We start from the raw sequence: 13,315 nt of genomic DNA on the forward strand, positions 1-13,315 counted from the left end.
ACACTCCACGCGAGACCGTAGCCCTTACTAGCTCCAGAGGGTCGCGATCCGGTCTTCGATCTCATCGAGGACGAGCGCAACGACGTCACGATGGTCGTCTGGCCACGCTGCGTCCTCGCCGGGCGTCGGGGCGGTGGGCGGGGGATGGAAATGGTCCCGTGTATTGTGCGGATTCGGGTGCCGGTCCCACCGGCACTCCCAGGTATGGTCCGCGTGCTGCTCTCGATAGTGAAGTTTGAAGTCGTCGTTCGTGTACCAACGGACCGTCAACTGCGCCTCGTCGACAGCTGCTGGGTAGTACGACGGGGTAAAGACGACCTGGAGCTCGAGATGGCCACTGGCGTCCGTAACGGTCGCTCGGGAGACCTGCCTCGTCGCTTGGAGACGCGTCTGGAGGAACTCGAGGATTGGACGATCGATGGGGGCAGGGCTCCCGCCATCGCCTGTCGGTGGCACCATCGAGCGGGCTACCCAGACGCCTGTTCGCGCTCGCCACCCGTGCGTTGCTGGCGCGCACGTTCGTAGCGGTCACGCTCTTCGCGGGCGGTCGCCCAGTTGGCCAGGTCGCTGTACACGTCGTCGATGGTTCGCTCGTCGCTGTCCTCCGCAGCGGCGACGGCGTCGACTGCGGCCGGTGAAGCGGCGTCGTACGTCGTCTCGTACTCGGTGATGCGCGTCGTCAGCTCACGAACGCGATCCTGCAGGTCCTCGACGGAATGGTCGGCCGCGAGCTGGTTGATGCGTCGCCACTCAAAATACGCGTCATTCCGTTCGTAGGTGGCCGGATGGCCATCGTGTCGAGTTACGATTCCCAAATCGTCGAACCAGCCAAGGTACTTCCGGGCGGTCTTGGGGTCACAGTCGGCGCTGTCGGCGATCGCGCTCGCCGTCGTCGGCTCGTGGGTCTGCAGGATGGTGCCGTAGATGCGTTGTTCGACGTCGTCGCTACTGAACGCATCCTCGAAGGGGGGCGGCCCATCGGTGGCGTCTGTCTCGGACATACTCGGGATTGCAGAGCGAAGGATATAGTTCTTACTTCGGGGAATAGTTTCCTGATTAGAGTAGCGTACAGGGTGCCGCCTGATTAGCTTCGGAAGGAGCACGCTATTAACCAACATCTGGCCTGGACTCAGGGAGTTGTTGGTTAACTCGCGCAGGTCAGCGCATCCGGAGCTCTCGAGCTGGTTTGACGCTGAACGCATCTGGGCTGTCGACCGGCACGTCGTGACTGCAATCAGTTGCCTGTGACGACGACCGAGAGAGCCGGGTGATAAGATCCTCACGAACAGCCCGCCGACTGACCGTCGACTCATGCCACCCAAGTCGCTCGTCGTAGTGCAGTTTCTGGAACATCTCCCCGTTGTCGTCGATGGCGATGAACTGTGTTCGCTTCGCTCCCCACACGTTCGTAGAGACGTACTCCGCACCGACCTCCTCGTGGGTGAGTTCCACGAGGACACACTCGACGAAGGAGACAATGGAGAGCTGACTTCGATCGTTGGGAATCGTCAATTCGAGATCAGCCCACGGCGCTTCGCTTGATTGTCCTATCTGTTCGCTACGTAGCCGCGATTGCTGTCGCTCGTGTTCTGAAGACATCGTAGTTCGGTTGGGGCTCACTGCGCCCCTCACCCCTCTTGGGGGGTGAGAAACTCCACCGCGAATCGCGTCACTTTCCAGTGAGTGAATTCTGATAGGTATGCTAGAGCCGCTTTTCGTTTGATGGCCCTTCGGCCGGAGAGAGCCAGCGGCGTTTGCACCGGTGTACCCTAGTCTTCCTTTGGATAATTCTGGAGGTGCAGAGAGTAACGAAACGGGCTTAGATTAGACAAGAGGACCGTCGGGCAGTTCTCAGTCGGTAATGATGGCCTCGACGAACTTCAAGACACGACTGTCTGGGATAATTGTGCTTGACGAGGTGGTGAGAGGCCCGAATTCCAGAAAATTGGTGTTATGTCTGGGCGGAACTCGACAACAGCGAATTTCAGCAGTTGACGGTTCTTCGTTGCGGCTCGTGGGGGATTTACCTCTGTTCGCTCGAAAATAGATACTACAGGGCCTGAAAAGCGCACGACGAGGATTCTGACCTCTTCGAACTCCACCCCTCATAAAAATTATAGTTATGATTCATTCTCCCCATTGAAACGATTTGGGTATGGGAGGATTGAGTGCGGTTGATCGACACTACAGTTTCATCGGCGTATCGAGTGAGGGATCGGCAGTAAGGATCGTAGATAGGGTCGGCTGTGTCTGATCGAATTGCTCGGACGGTTCCACGAGCTCTTTCTCGGTATCATAGTTTATGAGTCCTGCCGCGGCCAACTTCGGGAGGTGGACATGATGTAACGAGAGACGAATCTCTGTTAGGACATCTTCAGACGCCTCTGAAATTGGCCTCTGATGATTGTACTTGAGGATGGCCTGCGTGAGGTCGTTGAACGTTACTGACCGCTGCTCTGCTGCGAGCACTCCCAGTACAATTCGACGGTGCTGGTGTTGACACAGGCCGAGTACCGAGTCGAAGGCGAGAGAATCCACACTCATGATATTAATACAGGTGACCGACGGCCATCACGCTGGCTTTTTCATACACAAATAGTATTTAAGGTCCAACTCAGGATCGGGCTGTGAGGGCGGGGAGCGTGCCCCCGAGGACGTGCTTGATCCCCCCTCGGAGGCGGGAGCCGACGGCCTGCTGAGAGATGCCGAGTTCCTCGCCGAGGGCTTCCAACGTGACCTTGCGGGGGGACTCGAAGTATCCACGCTCGTAGGCAAGCACCAGCGCCTCTTGCTGGGTGTCAGTGAGGGTGGCTTCGGTTCCTGTCTCAACCGGTGTGAGCGCGTGCAACTTCGTCAACGTAATCGGGATGTCCAACTCTCGACACCGTCGTTGAAAGTCTGCGACGTCGTTTCGGTCATCACCGCGGATCTCGAACGTCCACTGTTGGTTTGTACCGGTAGCCTCGATCAGTGGAATCTCTGTCTCCGCCAGTATGGTTAGCACGTCATCGTAGTCTAACGCCCACTCAACACGTAACAGGTACTCGTCCTCAACAGAATCAACGAGCCGAATCCCCTTCACGCTTGGGTGCTCGGTAAACGCGCTCTCGATATCGTCGACTTCGGTTCCCCGCACCCAAATATAGGGAATCACCACGTCCTGGGCGGGGATCAATCGCTCTAGCGTAACAGTCACGTCCGGCAGTTGGTTGAACACTGTCCCCAAGGGGAACTGGTCTGACGGAACCGTGAACGTCGCCTCAGTAGCCATTGTCTGTCCCATCGGCTTCCAGCTGTAAAGGTCTGCTATGCTCGTCTCATGCTCAGACGTCTCTGATTCGGTATTCGAGGTCGTTAGCAGTTCGCACTGTATCCGTAACACCGAAGGCCGAAAAGATTGAGTGACCCACGTGCGCTGTGAATCCAGCTCGGATGTTTGAATCACTTAGCTTCTGTCAGGAGTGGCGTGACTTATTCAGAGGGTCTGTCGGCGTTCGAAACATTATATATTCAGAATCGATCTTTATCCTACATGGCTCACTTTTCAGATGCACCGCCTGAGAAATACCGTGCTCTCGTCACTCATTTCCCTAACGGAGTTCTCGTACTTTTTGACTCTGAGTTACGCTACGAAATCGTTGGACCAGAGACGCTTCCCTTCTCCAAGCGTGACGCGTCCAAGATGGTTGGAAAGACAATTTATGACCTCTTTCCTGAGGAGACCGCGACACAATTAGAACCGAAATTACGGGCGACGCTCACAGGCGAGTTGTGTTCGTTCGACATGGAATACGAAGAGCAGGTGCATCATATCGAAACGAGACCAGTCCGGATTCAGGGAGACACCTATGGCGCTCTAGTCACACAAGAAGTGACCGAAGAGCGGCAGACTGCACGCGAACTTGAACAACAGAACCAGCGTCTCGACAAGTTCGCCCGTATCGTGAGTCACGATCTCCTGAATCCACTTAACGTCGCTCAGGGCCGGTTAGAACTCGCCCAAGAAGAGTGCGATACCGAACACCACAACGCCATCGCCACCGCGCTAGATCGAATTCAACGAATCGTCGAGGATGTTCTCTGGCTTGCTCGTGAAGGACAAGACATCGGATCAGTAGAACCCGTTGCGCTTGGCAAAGCCATCGAATCCGCCTGGCGGATGGTCTCTGGACAGGCAGACAACGCCGAACTACGGTATGTAGGTGATGAAAGCCAACTGCCGACGGTCAAAGCAGACTACGATCGGCTCTGCCAATTGCTGGAGAATTTGTTCAAAAACGCTGTCGAACACGGCGGCGACGACGTGACGATCACTGTGGGCGCACTTGCAGACGGGTTCTCTATCGGGGATGACGGTCCTGGAATTCCTGATGAGGAACGTGAGGATGTGTTTGATCCGGGCTACTCAACGGTCGAGGATGGAACAGGCCTCGGATTGAGTATCGTCAAGCAGGTTGTCGAAGCCCACGACTGGGAGATTCAGGTGACTGAAAGCTCCGCCGGTGGTGCACGGTTCGAATTCACCGGCCTCGATGTCGTTGCTAAATAGACGCTCAATCTGTGATGAATTCGCGAGACTTGTTGTTAGCCAAGCTGATTGCTACGTGCACTCAATTCAGCACGGCTTCAACAAACCACGACTGATTGAGACTTCCAACAGAGCCGCTTTGATCATATTCAATTGGTTCCCAGCAGAGCTAGAACTCTTCGCCGGTGGATTCGGCCTCATCCAGTTGATCGTACATCTCATCTGGGAAGGGGAGACTTCCCCAGATGGAGTATGGGCACTGCTCCTGGCCGATGCAGTATCGCTGCATGTCGTCGTTGTCGCAGTTCATCGGAAGCGGGGTGTCGCCACCAATCGTATTCGAGAACTCGTAGCGAATCTGGTAGTCGGTGACCTGTTCGTCGTACCACGGCCACCGTGAGAAGACGTTCTTGAGATCAGCGACAATCGTCTCGAGGTCACTGTCCTGGTACTGGGGCAGCCACATCACCATCCGAGCAAAGCTGTACAGATCCTTTCGGACTGGCTTCTTTTCGTGGAGGCGTTCGGCCATGTTCGCCATACAGGGGAGTTCGAACAGATCTTCGATCGACTCGACGTCAAGGGGCTGGACGCCACGCGAAGACTCCTGAATCCGATAGTGGTTCGTATTTCCGTGCTGTCGGATAGTGAGATTCCGATGGTTGCGCTGGGATGCAAGGAGATTCCCAAGACTCCGAGGACTCGAGATACGATTACACACGTCTCGCTTCCAGTCCGCTTCTGGGTCGTACGCCTCTACTGCTTCAAACAGTTCCTTCGCCGAGTGGAACTCCCCCAGTGAGACGACCTCATCTGGAGCGTCTCGAATCGCGTCCCGGAGCACACGGATGGTCCGCTCACCGGGGTTCCAGTCTCGCCAGATTCGTTCGTGGTGTCCCGTCTCGATGAAGCGGTTGATGCGCTCTGTGATGGCCGACTCATTCGTCGTTAGCCACGTGAACTGGTCCTCTGAGAGGTTCTCCTCTTGGACTCGCAGGAGCTTCTTGAACGCACGTCTGGCGTACTCGCGATACTTCGTGTCGAAATCACCGACCGGTACGTAGAGGCAGTTGTCCTTGATGCGAGTGAGCAGTTCTCCGGTCTCTCCTGGCTCGGTGTCGGCGTGAACGAGACAGTCCCTCGACGCCGCAGCCATCGGGATTTCGAGATACAACCCCTCCCCGAACTCGGGTATCTTCTTGATCCCTGTACAAACGCGACCAGGGTGCGGACCATCTTCTCCGGGATCTTTCGCGTATAACACGTCTGCAATATCCTGTTGAAGACTCCCGTCACCGAATTCTCGCAGGAGGGAGGCGAGGTTGTTGACATAGAGCTCGCGAATATCGTAGAGGACCTGCACCTTTCGTGGTGGGGCGTGCTCGAACTTCGGGTGTGCTTTGACGCAGATCGCACTCAACGTCGCGAGGACGGCGAGAGTTCCGGGTTCGTCGACGAAGGGCTCCTCTGCGGCATTGGCCCTGACGTCTTCTTTGAACGCCGCCGTCCCGAACCGCTCGAGGTCGTTTAGCAAATCTTCCGGTTGGTCTTCGCCGTCGGCGATGTATCGATTGTAGCCCCGCGTGAACAGCTGGTTGATGCGGGTCGTGCCGTATTCGAGCGGGAGCGTCGCAACGCGGTAGGCGGTACGCTCGTCCTCGACAGGCGTCGACCGGCTCATTTCTGGATGACCTCCGGTGTCGCAGACTGAACGTCGAAGTTCGGGCTCTCTATCGGCGTGACGATACTGCAGACGTCAGCGTGCAACGAGTAGGGGAGTCGGGCGACGCGACGACGGTCGGCGGTGACCACTGGGTCGATGGGAATCTTGTAGGTGTCTTGCAGAAGGTCGTTCAGCACTTCCCGACTCTTGGCGTCGTACCGATGGGCTGGATCACTGTCGAGGAGGTAGACGTGAACTCCCTGGCCGCTGTACACCACCATCGTCTCCTGGGCGTTGAAGTCGTCCTCGAAAACATCTCGCACCTCGAAGCCGTACTCGATGGCCCGTTCGATATCCTCAAAGGCATACGGATACCCTTCGGGAGCGGCGTCGAGGATTCCTGCGGCATTGAGGAACGCATCGTTATTCTGGTCGTCGATGTCCTCCGAGACCGTATCCGCTGCTCGGTTCCTGGCGATATCTTTCGCGTCGATGTCGACGAGGAGGACCCAGGGCCGCTCCCAGTGATCCAGCGCGTAATAGACTGCATCAGGACACGGGTCTGGTTTGTCAAGCAGGTCGGGATCTGCGAGCGCGAAGTTACTCCGACCGAGTGGATCATTCCGTGCCGGATGCCGGATGAACTCGAGGATGTCGTCGAACTCCTGAAACGCTGCCGTGGTCCGCTCACCAGAGGTATTCGTCTGCCACGTATCTCGCCGAATGAAGTCCTTGTCTGGAACTCCCTCTTTCCGTACCGGGTGGGGTTCCCGAAACGCGAGTGCGTACTGTTTCGGTCCCTTCGCTGTGATGAACGACGGGAGTTCGTCACGGTATGAGGGAAAATCCTCGTCGTAGTACCTGTAAATCTCCTCGCGAGTCGCTTGTCGCCAACTCATGAATTGAACTCCTGGTCTAGTTTGTTGAAGCTCCGAATTGTCGTCAGCCCAGCTGCGTCGAACGATTCAACGGCCTCTCGAATGTCCGAAAACGACCGGGCTGTACGCCCGCTCACACTGCTCTCAATTCGATCAGCCTCAGAGAGACAGTCCAGCACCTCGATGGCTGTCTCGCGTCTGTTGAACGCCCAGACTGCGTTCGCATCCACTGCACTCTGCTTGTCGTAGTCGTCGACTGGCGCGTGTTTGTTGTTACTCGCGAGTTCAGCTTCACCGACCCACACGAGTTCCCCGTCAGCATTGAAACCGGCAACATCGAACACCGTTTCTTCATCGTACTCATAGTAGGATTCGACCTGCTCGACGTCTTCGTGGGAGTCTAGCCACAGTTCGAGCAGCTTCACACCGACCTTGTGCGGCGTCTTCTCCCCGACATCTCCTTGACCAGGGCCGACTTTGAGTTTCTGGCCGAGCAGTTCTCGCCCTGCCGGGAGTACGGTGTAGTACTTCCGACCGCACGCTCGTCCTTCCTCCAGCAGGTCTTGATCGACGAGCCGTTGCACGTCCAGGTCGTCAAAGTCGCTCTTGAATGCACTCATTGAATCCAAGAGTCCATGATCTGGTGCGTCACCATTCATCACGTCAAGGATGCGAGTCAGGAATCGGACGTCGTCGTGAGTGAGCCCGCGCCGTCGAAGCTCGTCATCTGGAACGGTTACACCACCAGCCTGTACTGGTGACGATCCGTTCTCGTCGACAGCTGTCCCCTCTTCTTCACCGACTAGCTCTTCTGACTCAGTTGACTCAGGATCTCCAAAGAGTAGGTTGGTGGTGTTCCTGTCTTCCCCTTCGTTCCCTTCGTTTCGTTCGTTTCCTTTATTCTCTTCGTCGGCTGCTGAACCACTGGTTGCCTGTCCGATGAACGACGACTGCGTCGTGTCCACAGGACTAGCCGATTCTGTGGATGTCGACCGTTCATCCGTCGGTCTACTTCCCCATCCCTCGTTGTCTCCGGCCTCTGATTCGCTAGTGGCCTCAGCAAGCCCGTACTGAGTCCGTGTCCTCTCGGACAGTCGGGGGAGGGCCACGGTCTCGAAGTGGTCCTCCTGTTCGACAGAAAGCGGCTCGTCGCTCTCTGGATGACCAGTTGCTATCGGGAGCGGCTTCACAGAGAACGGGGCTGGCCCCGTCTCCCCGAATGACGGACTCGGGAGTTGTGCAATCCACTCCCCGCTGGGGAGCGTGTTGATCCGATTTCGCAGGTCAGTCGGACTCAAGTCTTCGTGGGCCAGTGACTCGGCGAGGTCGCGCTCGATGGAGATGTTCCCGATGAGCTTCGTCTTGATGTTGTTGAGGACCTCGTTGTAGGCGCGCTCACTTCGATTCCTGACTTGTTCGGGAAACTGCATCACCAGTCCCATGCTCAGGCCAAAGGACCGACCTTGGGGAAGCAGCTGCTCGGAAACGAGTTTCGTTGAGGCGACCGGAGCAGCCTCCTCAATGATGAGGTTGGTGAGCTTCTCGTAGTCTGTCTTCCCATCACGTCGACGCACCTGCACCGCATCCCAGAGGTTACTCAACAGAAGAAGTGTGATTGCTCGCTGTGCCTCTGGACGGAGATCACCCAGGTCGAACAGGATCGTGGCATCTTCGTCGAGGAACTCGCGGAAGTCGAATCGGTTGTCGACGTATTCGCCATCATCACCTTGTTCCGGAACGTGACTGAAGATACGACGCAGGTGCGCGTCTTCTCTGAGTTTGTCGAGGCGGTTTCCGACGGCGTCCATCGACACCTGGAATCGACGGTCATCCTTCTCGAAGTGGCGCGTCAGCGACTCCTCGACATTTTGATTCTCAGCAGCGACCGGAGGGACTGTCCGCTCGCGTTGCATCTGGAGTGCAGCCGCAAAGAGCTCATCGAGGCCGAAGGCGTCACTACCGTATTCCTCGTCGAAGAGGGCCTTGATGAGGTAGCTGAGGATCTCGTTGGCGACAAACGCTTGTCCGTACTGTTCGCGGCCCATGACCATCCTCATGATGTCGTGGAAGTGGTCGACCTTGTCCTGAATCGCGTCTTCACGGTTCCGTCCGGCCTTGAGCGCAGGCCGGATGTCGAAGAAGGAGAACGCAGGAACTGTCTCCGGGACGCGGAACTGGTAGACGTCGTCCACCCCGTTGAAGCGCTCGTAGTGGCAGCGAAGGTAATTCGCGCACATACCGTCGCCTTTCGGATCGACGATCACGACAGGTCCGCCAGTCGTCTCCCGGAGGGACAGCGCGTCGTTGATGATTGCCTTCGATTTTCCGCCACCTGTCGAGGCGAACCGGCCGTAATGCGTCGTCAGGAGATTCGGTGGAATTCGAATCGGGTCCGGTTGGGGAGCTCCGTTCTCATCGAGTACATACCCGATCGCCATTCCCTCTTGGAACTGTTGAACCAGGTCTGGATTGGGCCACGGAAGCGGGTTCCGGCTTTGCTGTTCAGCGCGAGTACCGCGTGTTCCCTCAACTGTGAGGTGTTCAGACGATGGGACGAGCAAAAAGTTCGCGAGTTCCGTCCCACAGAGGACGAAATCCGGTCGAGTCTTGCCCCGACCCGCCGTAATCTCTCGGTCAAGCAGCTGCTGGAGGGCTGTCTGAGCGTTCTTCTCCCTTGTCTTTTCTCGAAAGCCGCCAGTACGGAGCCGTTCCCCTTCGACTTCGTAATAGGGGCCGTCGATTGGGTCGAACACAGGACGAAGTGCGTTCATCTGGGCCGCGAGGTCGTCGCGGGCTTCGTCACCGGTCGGAACGCCGACTGCTCTGATGTTGGCAGTGAACGACCGCTTGGGGTTCTTCGCGTCGATATACTCGATACGCTTGGCGACTGACTCGCTGAGCTGTTTCTCGTCGTGATTGCTCCGCTGATCTTCGACCTCCAGGAAGGAGCCAACGATTTCCTGGAAGAAGGTGTCCCGCCCGTCGACGAGATCTTCTTTTCTGATCTCAGCGTCGGACTGCCAGCTTGTCCGCCGCTGGAACACAACCTGAAACGCTACTGGTGACGCCGCCTCCATCAGGTGGTCGACGAGTGACGCAAGAGTCGCACCGGGCTGGTCGATAGCAGCCAACCCGTCGTCTTCGTCCCCGGAGGCGAAGGGCGTCAACGACGTCATCCAGTCCTTCTTTCGGGTGGCTGAGCCAGACCAGCGTACGCCGACTGGCGAGACGGCGTCGACGGTGGACCGAGCGAGTATTGTTCCCTCGGCCGTCTCGGTCGGCTTTTCGAGTGTCGTCAGTGGCCCCTCGTCTGGAACTGTATTTGGAGGGGCAAGCTCAAGCGCCGTCTCCCCAATCTCGACGAAGTGGCCATGGGACGAATCGACTGTGGCACCACCATCTGTAAGGGAGGATGCTTCGGTCGTTGGTGTCTGGTCTTGGTCAAGCTCCTCGCTGCCAAGTTCGTGCTGCTCGTCGGAACTAAATTCGTACTGTAGCTGCCCTGCTTCGTAGTGTTCAACGAACTCTGCTCGTGTGAATTCGACTGGCTGAATGAGCCGTGAAGCGACGTCGACGTCGACGCGTTCGATGTCGAACGTCTCGGGATAGATCGAACGAAGGCGTTTTTCGAGTGTGTCGAGATGCTCGTCGGCGCCGTAGAAGAACTCAACAGGATCGTCCGCTCCCTCAGATAGCGCGAGAAACTCGAACTTGGGCGGTGTCTTACTGTGGAGTGGGTTCAGCTTCTGAGCGATTCGCGTTGACTCCGCCGTCGTCAGTTTATACAGGCTTTCGAGGACTCGAGGGATTCCCTCGGGATCCAGGCCTTCTGATGTTGGCGTGACTCGGAGATACTCACGCATCGTCTTCCCCCTCCATCGAACCGCCGTCGGGCTTGGCGGAGATGGATTCCGCGTCACTGGACTGTCTGTTAGTCGTTTGCTCTTCCAGCTTCTCTCGGAACTCCTGGACGTCCGTATCAACTGCGCCTTCACCAGCGCCGGGGAGTGAGGATCGCCGCTGCTCGGTTGGATCGAAGTCGATGACTTGCTTCTCCTTGGGCATCGCCTCGACCTTGATGCCGCGCCACTCGCCGTCCACGCCGACCAGCGCTTCGGAGAACCCAGCGTCCTCGTTGCCGGGGACCGCATCCTGTACGTAGCGCATCTGGGCGTAATTCAAGCCGAACTCGTCGGCCCACTGGTCGTCCATCCCGTCCAGCCGATGGAACTGCTTGACGGCACACTGGTCGAGGATGGCTTCGGACTCGGCGTGCTCGAAGAACTCGTCGACGGTCTGGGTGACGAGCCGAATCGAGAGGTCGTGGTGGCGGTGGTGTCGGAACACCGTTTCGAGGAACGCCAGACTCGCGGCGTCCTGCATGATGTAGCGTGCCTCGTCGATAACGAACACGACCTCCTTGTCCGTCTCTTTCGCCCGCTCGTACACGAGCGAGATGAGCAACTGCATCGTCAGCGCCGTACTACTATCGACGCTACCTTCCTGCTGTGCGAGATCGAGGTAGATGACCTTCTCGTTACGGATGTCGAACTCTGAGGACTTCCCGAGATTGGCGTGGCGACCCTCTCCCTCGAAGGGCCGAAGCTGGTCCAAAAGCCACGTCGCGTCCTCGCGGATCTTCCCGGCTTCCTCGTCGGAACGGACGACGAACTCCTCGGGATCGTCGACCATGTCCTCGAAGACATCCATCATATCACGGATGGTCGGGCTGGGGTTGCCGTGCGTCGAGATGTCGTCGGTGATGTCGTTGCGCTTGTAGGCGCGCTTGAGGCCGAGTTCGAGCGTCGTCCGGCGGTCGCCAAGCGAGATACCCCGCAGTGCGAAGAAGTTCGTCAGGAAGCTCATCGCGTCGTCGAGCTTCTCGTTGAACGGACTCGCATCCTCACCCATCGCCCGCTGGACGTGGTCGGGTGTCTGGCGAATCTCCAGAGGATTCAGACCGAGCGTCCCACCGACGGTGATGCGTTTCGCACCGAGTGCTTCGGAGACGCCCGCCCAGTTGTTGAGCGGTTCGAGGATGATGCCGATGCGGTCCTTACTCTGCTCGATCGAGCGGATGAAGTTCTGTTTCGAGCCGAACGACTTCCCAGACCCAGTATCGCCAACGGTGAACATCGCATATCCGTTGTCACGGGCGAACGGATCGATGACGACGGGGCTCTGGTTGTCTTTGTGAATCCCGAACTCAACGCCACCCTCCTCGAGGATCGTCGCGTTATGCGGCGAGGAGAGGAGTGCGCCAACGGCTCCACCAAGGGCGATAGATTCTCGCCCGAATACGTTGTCTCCGATGGGGGCTGCCGACTGCAGCGCGAGGTCCTGCCGACAGATTGCGGTCTTCGGCGTGAGGTTCGCTGGATCATCACGGAGAGCACTCTTGACCTTCTGGACCGAGTCCCTGAGGTCGTCCTTGTTGTTGGCGCGAACCGTGATGAACATCCCCTGATCGAAAACGTTCGCACCACTCTCGACGGCCTTGTACGTCGCAGCGGCTTCGTTCGCTCGCTCCTGAAGGTACGCACTTCGAACGCTCTGTTCCAGATCGGCGTCAACTTGGAGGTCGTCAGCGATGTCCTGCAGTTCGTCCCGCGCTCGCTGCTGGTTTTTTGGCGTAATGTGCGCTGTGAGGTCGAATTCGACGTCGGTCAGCTCGAAGAGGTCACTCAGATAGCCGTCGCTCGGGTAGTCGGCATAATCCGTGATGTAGAGCGTCGTCGTCCACTGCTCGCCAACGCGTGCGGCTCGTGTCTCCCACTCGATGGCTGCTGGCGCAGTCACCGTCTTGTGAGACTCGGAGATGTCGTCAAGGAGTTGGCCTTCTACATGACCCTCCTCGAGCGTCTCCTCGTCGAGGACATCCGAGAAGTCGACTTCGGGTTCGTCATCGGCAGTGTGACGGTCCCAGAGGTGTTTTCCGACGACTCCGAGGGCCACAACCAACAGGAGATAAATCGCCGCACCTTCGGGTGACGTGGGGTTCAGTAGCCACTCAGTGGGCTGGGCGAGAGGCCCGCCGCTCGCTTGGAGGACGACGTTATACATCGGTCTCATCCTCCCGGCGCGAGTGGCCGATGATCGGTTGCTCGCGAACGACGCAGTCTGCGTCGTCGTAGTCGTGCTCTCGTCCGTTCCAGAAGTCCATGTTCAGAACGAACAGTTCGACCGTACTGAGTCGACGAGCAGACCAGCCGGACGCCTGCTGGATGAACTCGGCGCGAACGTCGT

General features: G+C 57.8%; 10 protein-coding genes and 1 pseudogene. 1 reads left to right on the forward strand and 10 read right to left on the reverse strand.

Features of this window, described 5'->3' with window-relative positions; genetic code table 11:
* Positions 1-27: 27 nt before the first annotated feature.
* From DVK07_RS17595 to DVK07_RS17615, 5 genes are all read right to left on the reverse strand, one after another.
* A complete protein-coding gene (locus tag DVK07_RS17595; RefSeq protein WP_121598233.1) occupies positions 28-459 on the reverse strand; it encodes a hypothetical protein in 432 nt (143 codons plus the stop codon).
* Positions 460-467: 8 nt separating this feature from the next.
* Positions 468-1,001 carry a sugar-specific transcriptional regulator TrmB gene (locus DVK07_RS17600; RefSeq protein ID WP_121598234.1) on the reverse strand — a complete coding sequence of 178 codons (534 nt, stop codon included), beginning with the start codon at positions 999-1,001 and terminating at the stop codon, positions 468-470.
* A gap of 157 nt (positions 1,002-1,158) precedes the next feature.
* Positions 1,159-1,512 (reverse strand): hypothetical protein, encoded by a 354-nt coding sequence (locus DVK07_RS17605; RefSeq protein WP_233565507.1) that lies wholly within the window; start codon positions 1,510-1,512, stop codon positions 1,159-1,161.
* Positions 1,513-2,184: 672 nt separating this feature from the next.
* The gene (locus tag DVK07_RS17610) at positions 2,185-2,544 is read right to left on the reverse strand and encodes a hypothetical protein (RefSeq protein ID WP_121598235.1); all 360 of its coding nucleotides are present in this window, start codon (positions 2,542-2,544) and stop codon (positions 2,185-2,187) included.
* A 70-nt stretch (positions 2,545-2,614) separates the two neighbouring features.
* Positions 2,615-3,271 carry a helix-turn-helix domain-containing protein gene (locus tag DVK07_RS17615; RefSeq protein WP_121598236.1) on the reverse strand — a complete coding sequence of 219 codons (657 nt, stop codon included), beginning with the start codon at positions 3,269-3,271 and terminating at the stop codon, positions 2,615-2,617.
* A gap of 261 nt (positions 3,272-3,532) precedes the next feature.
* Between DVK07_RS17615 and DVK07_RS17620 the strand changes: the two genes are divergently transcribed.
* On the forward strand, positions 3,533-4,549 hold the full coding sequence (locus DVK07_RS17620) for a HAMP domain-containing sensor histidine kinase (protein ID WP_121598237.1): 1,017 nt from the start codon (positions 3,533-3,535) through the stop codon (positions 4,547-4,549).
* A 148-nt stretch (positions 4,550-4,697) separates the two neighbouring features.
* Here the strand turns inward: DVK07_RS17620 and DVK07_RS17625 are convergent, their stop codons facing one another.
* From DVK07_RS17625 to DVK07_RS17645, 5 genes and pseudogenes are all read right to left on the reverse strand, one after another.
* Positions 4,698-6,209, reverse strand: coding sequence for a primase-associated protein (locus DVK07_RS17625; RefSeq protein WP_121598238.1), 1,512 nt, complete (start codon positions 6,207-6,209; stop codon positions 4,698-4,700).
* Entirely contained in the window at positions 6,206-7,090 is an 885-nt protein-coding gene (locus tag DVK07_RS17630; RefSeq protein ID WP_121598239.1) for a DNA primase, read from the reverse strand. The genes DVK07_RS17625 and DVK07_RS17630 overlap by 4 nt, the downstream gene beginning before the upstream one ends.
* On the reverse strand, positions 7,087-10,932 hold the full coding sequence (locus DVK07_RS17635; protein ID WP_121598240.1) for an ATP-binding protein: 3,846 nt from the start codon (positions 10,930-10,932) through the stop codon (positions 7,087-7,089). Before DVK07_RS17635 ends, DVK07_RS17630 begins: the two co-directional genes overlap by 4 nt.
* Positions 10,925-13,132, reverse strand: coding sequence for a VirB4 family type IV secretion system protein (locus DVK07_RS17640; RefSeq protein WP_121598241.1), 2,208 nt, complete (start codon positions 13,130-13,132; stop codon positions 10,925-10,927). Before DVK07_RS17640 ends, DVK07_RS17635 begins: the two co-directional genes overlap by 8 nt.
* Positions 13,125-13,315: pseudogene (locus DVK07_RS17645) on the reverse strand (hypothetical protein); the annotation flags it as partial. The gene DVK07_RS17640 and the pseudogene DVK07_RS17645, both read right to left, overlap by 8 nt.

It is taken from the genome of Halorubrum sp. Atlit-26R (assembly GCF_003666015.1).
Classification (GTDB): Archaea; Halobacteriota; Halobacteria; order Halobacteriales; family Haloferacaceae; genus Halorubrum.

Excerpts from the sequence above, each read along its gene's own strand:
- DVK07_RS17625 (WP_121598238.1), bottom strand. The coding sequence starts at position 6,209 with ATGAGCCGGTCGACGCCTGTCGAGGACGAGCGTACCGCCTACCGCGTT.
- DVK07_RS17610 (WP_121598235.1), bottom strand. The coding sequence starts at position 2,544 with ATGAGTGTGGATTCTCTCGCCTTCGACTCGGTACTCGGCCTGTGTCAA.
- DVK07_RS17620 (WP_121598237.1), top strand. The coding sequence starts at position 3,533 with ATGGCTCACTTTTCAGATGCACCGCCTGAGAAATACCGTGCTCTCGTC.
- DVK07_RS17615 (WP_121598236.1), bottom strand. The coding sequence starts at position 3,271 with ATGGCTACTGAGGCGACGTTCACGGTTCCGTCAGACCAGTTCCCCTTG.
- DVK07_RS17635 (WP_121598240.1), bottom strand. The coding sequence starts at position 10,932 with ATGCGTGAGTATCTCCGAGTCACGCCAACATCAGAAGGCCTGGATCCC.
- DVK07_RS17595 (WP_121598233.1), bottom strand. The coding sequence starts at position 459 with ATGGTGCCACCGACAGGCGATGGCGGGAGCCCTGCCCCCATCGATCGT.
- DVK07_RS17640 (WP_121598241.1), bottom strand. The coding sequence starts at position 13,132 with ATGTATAACGTCGTCCTCCAAGCGAGCGGCGGGCCTCTCGCCCAGCCC.
- DVK07_RS17630 (WP_121598239.1), bottom strand. The coding sequence starts at position 7,090 with ATGAGTTGGCGACAAGCGACTCGCGAGGAGATTTACAGGTACTACGAC.
- DVK07_RS17600 (WP_121598234.1), bottom strand. The coding sequence starts at position 1,001 with ATGTCCGAGACAGACGCCACCGATGGGCCGCCCCCCTTCGAGGATGCG.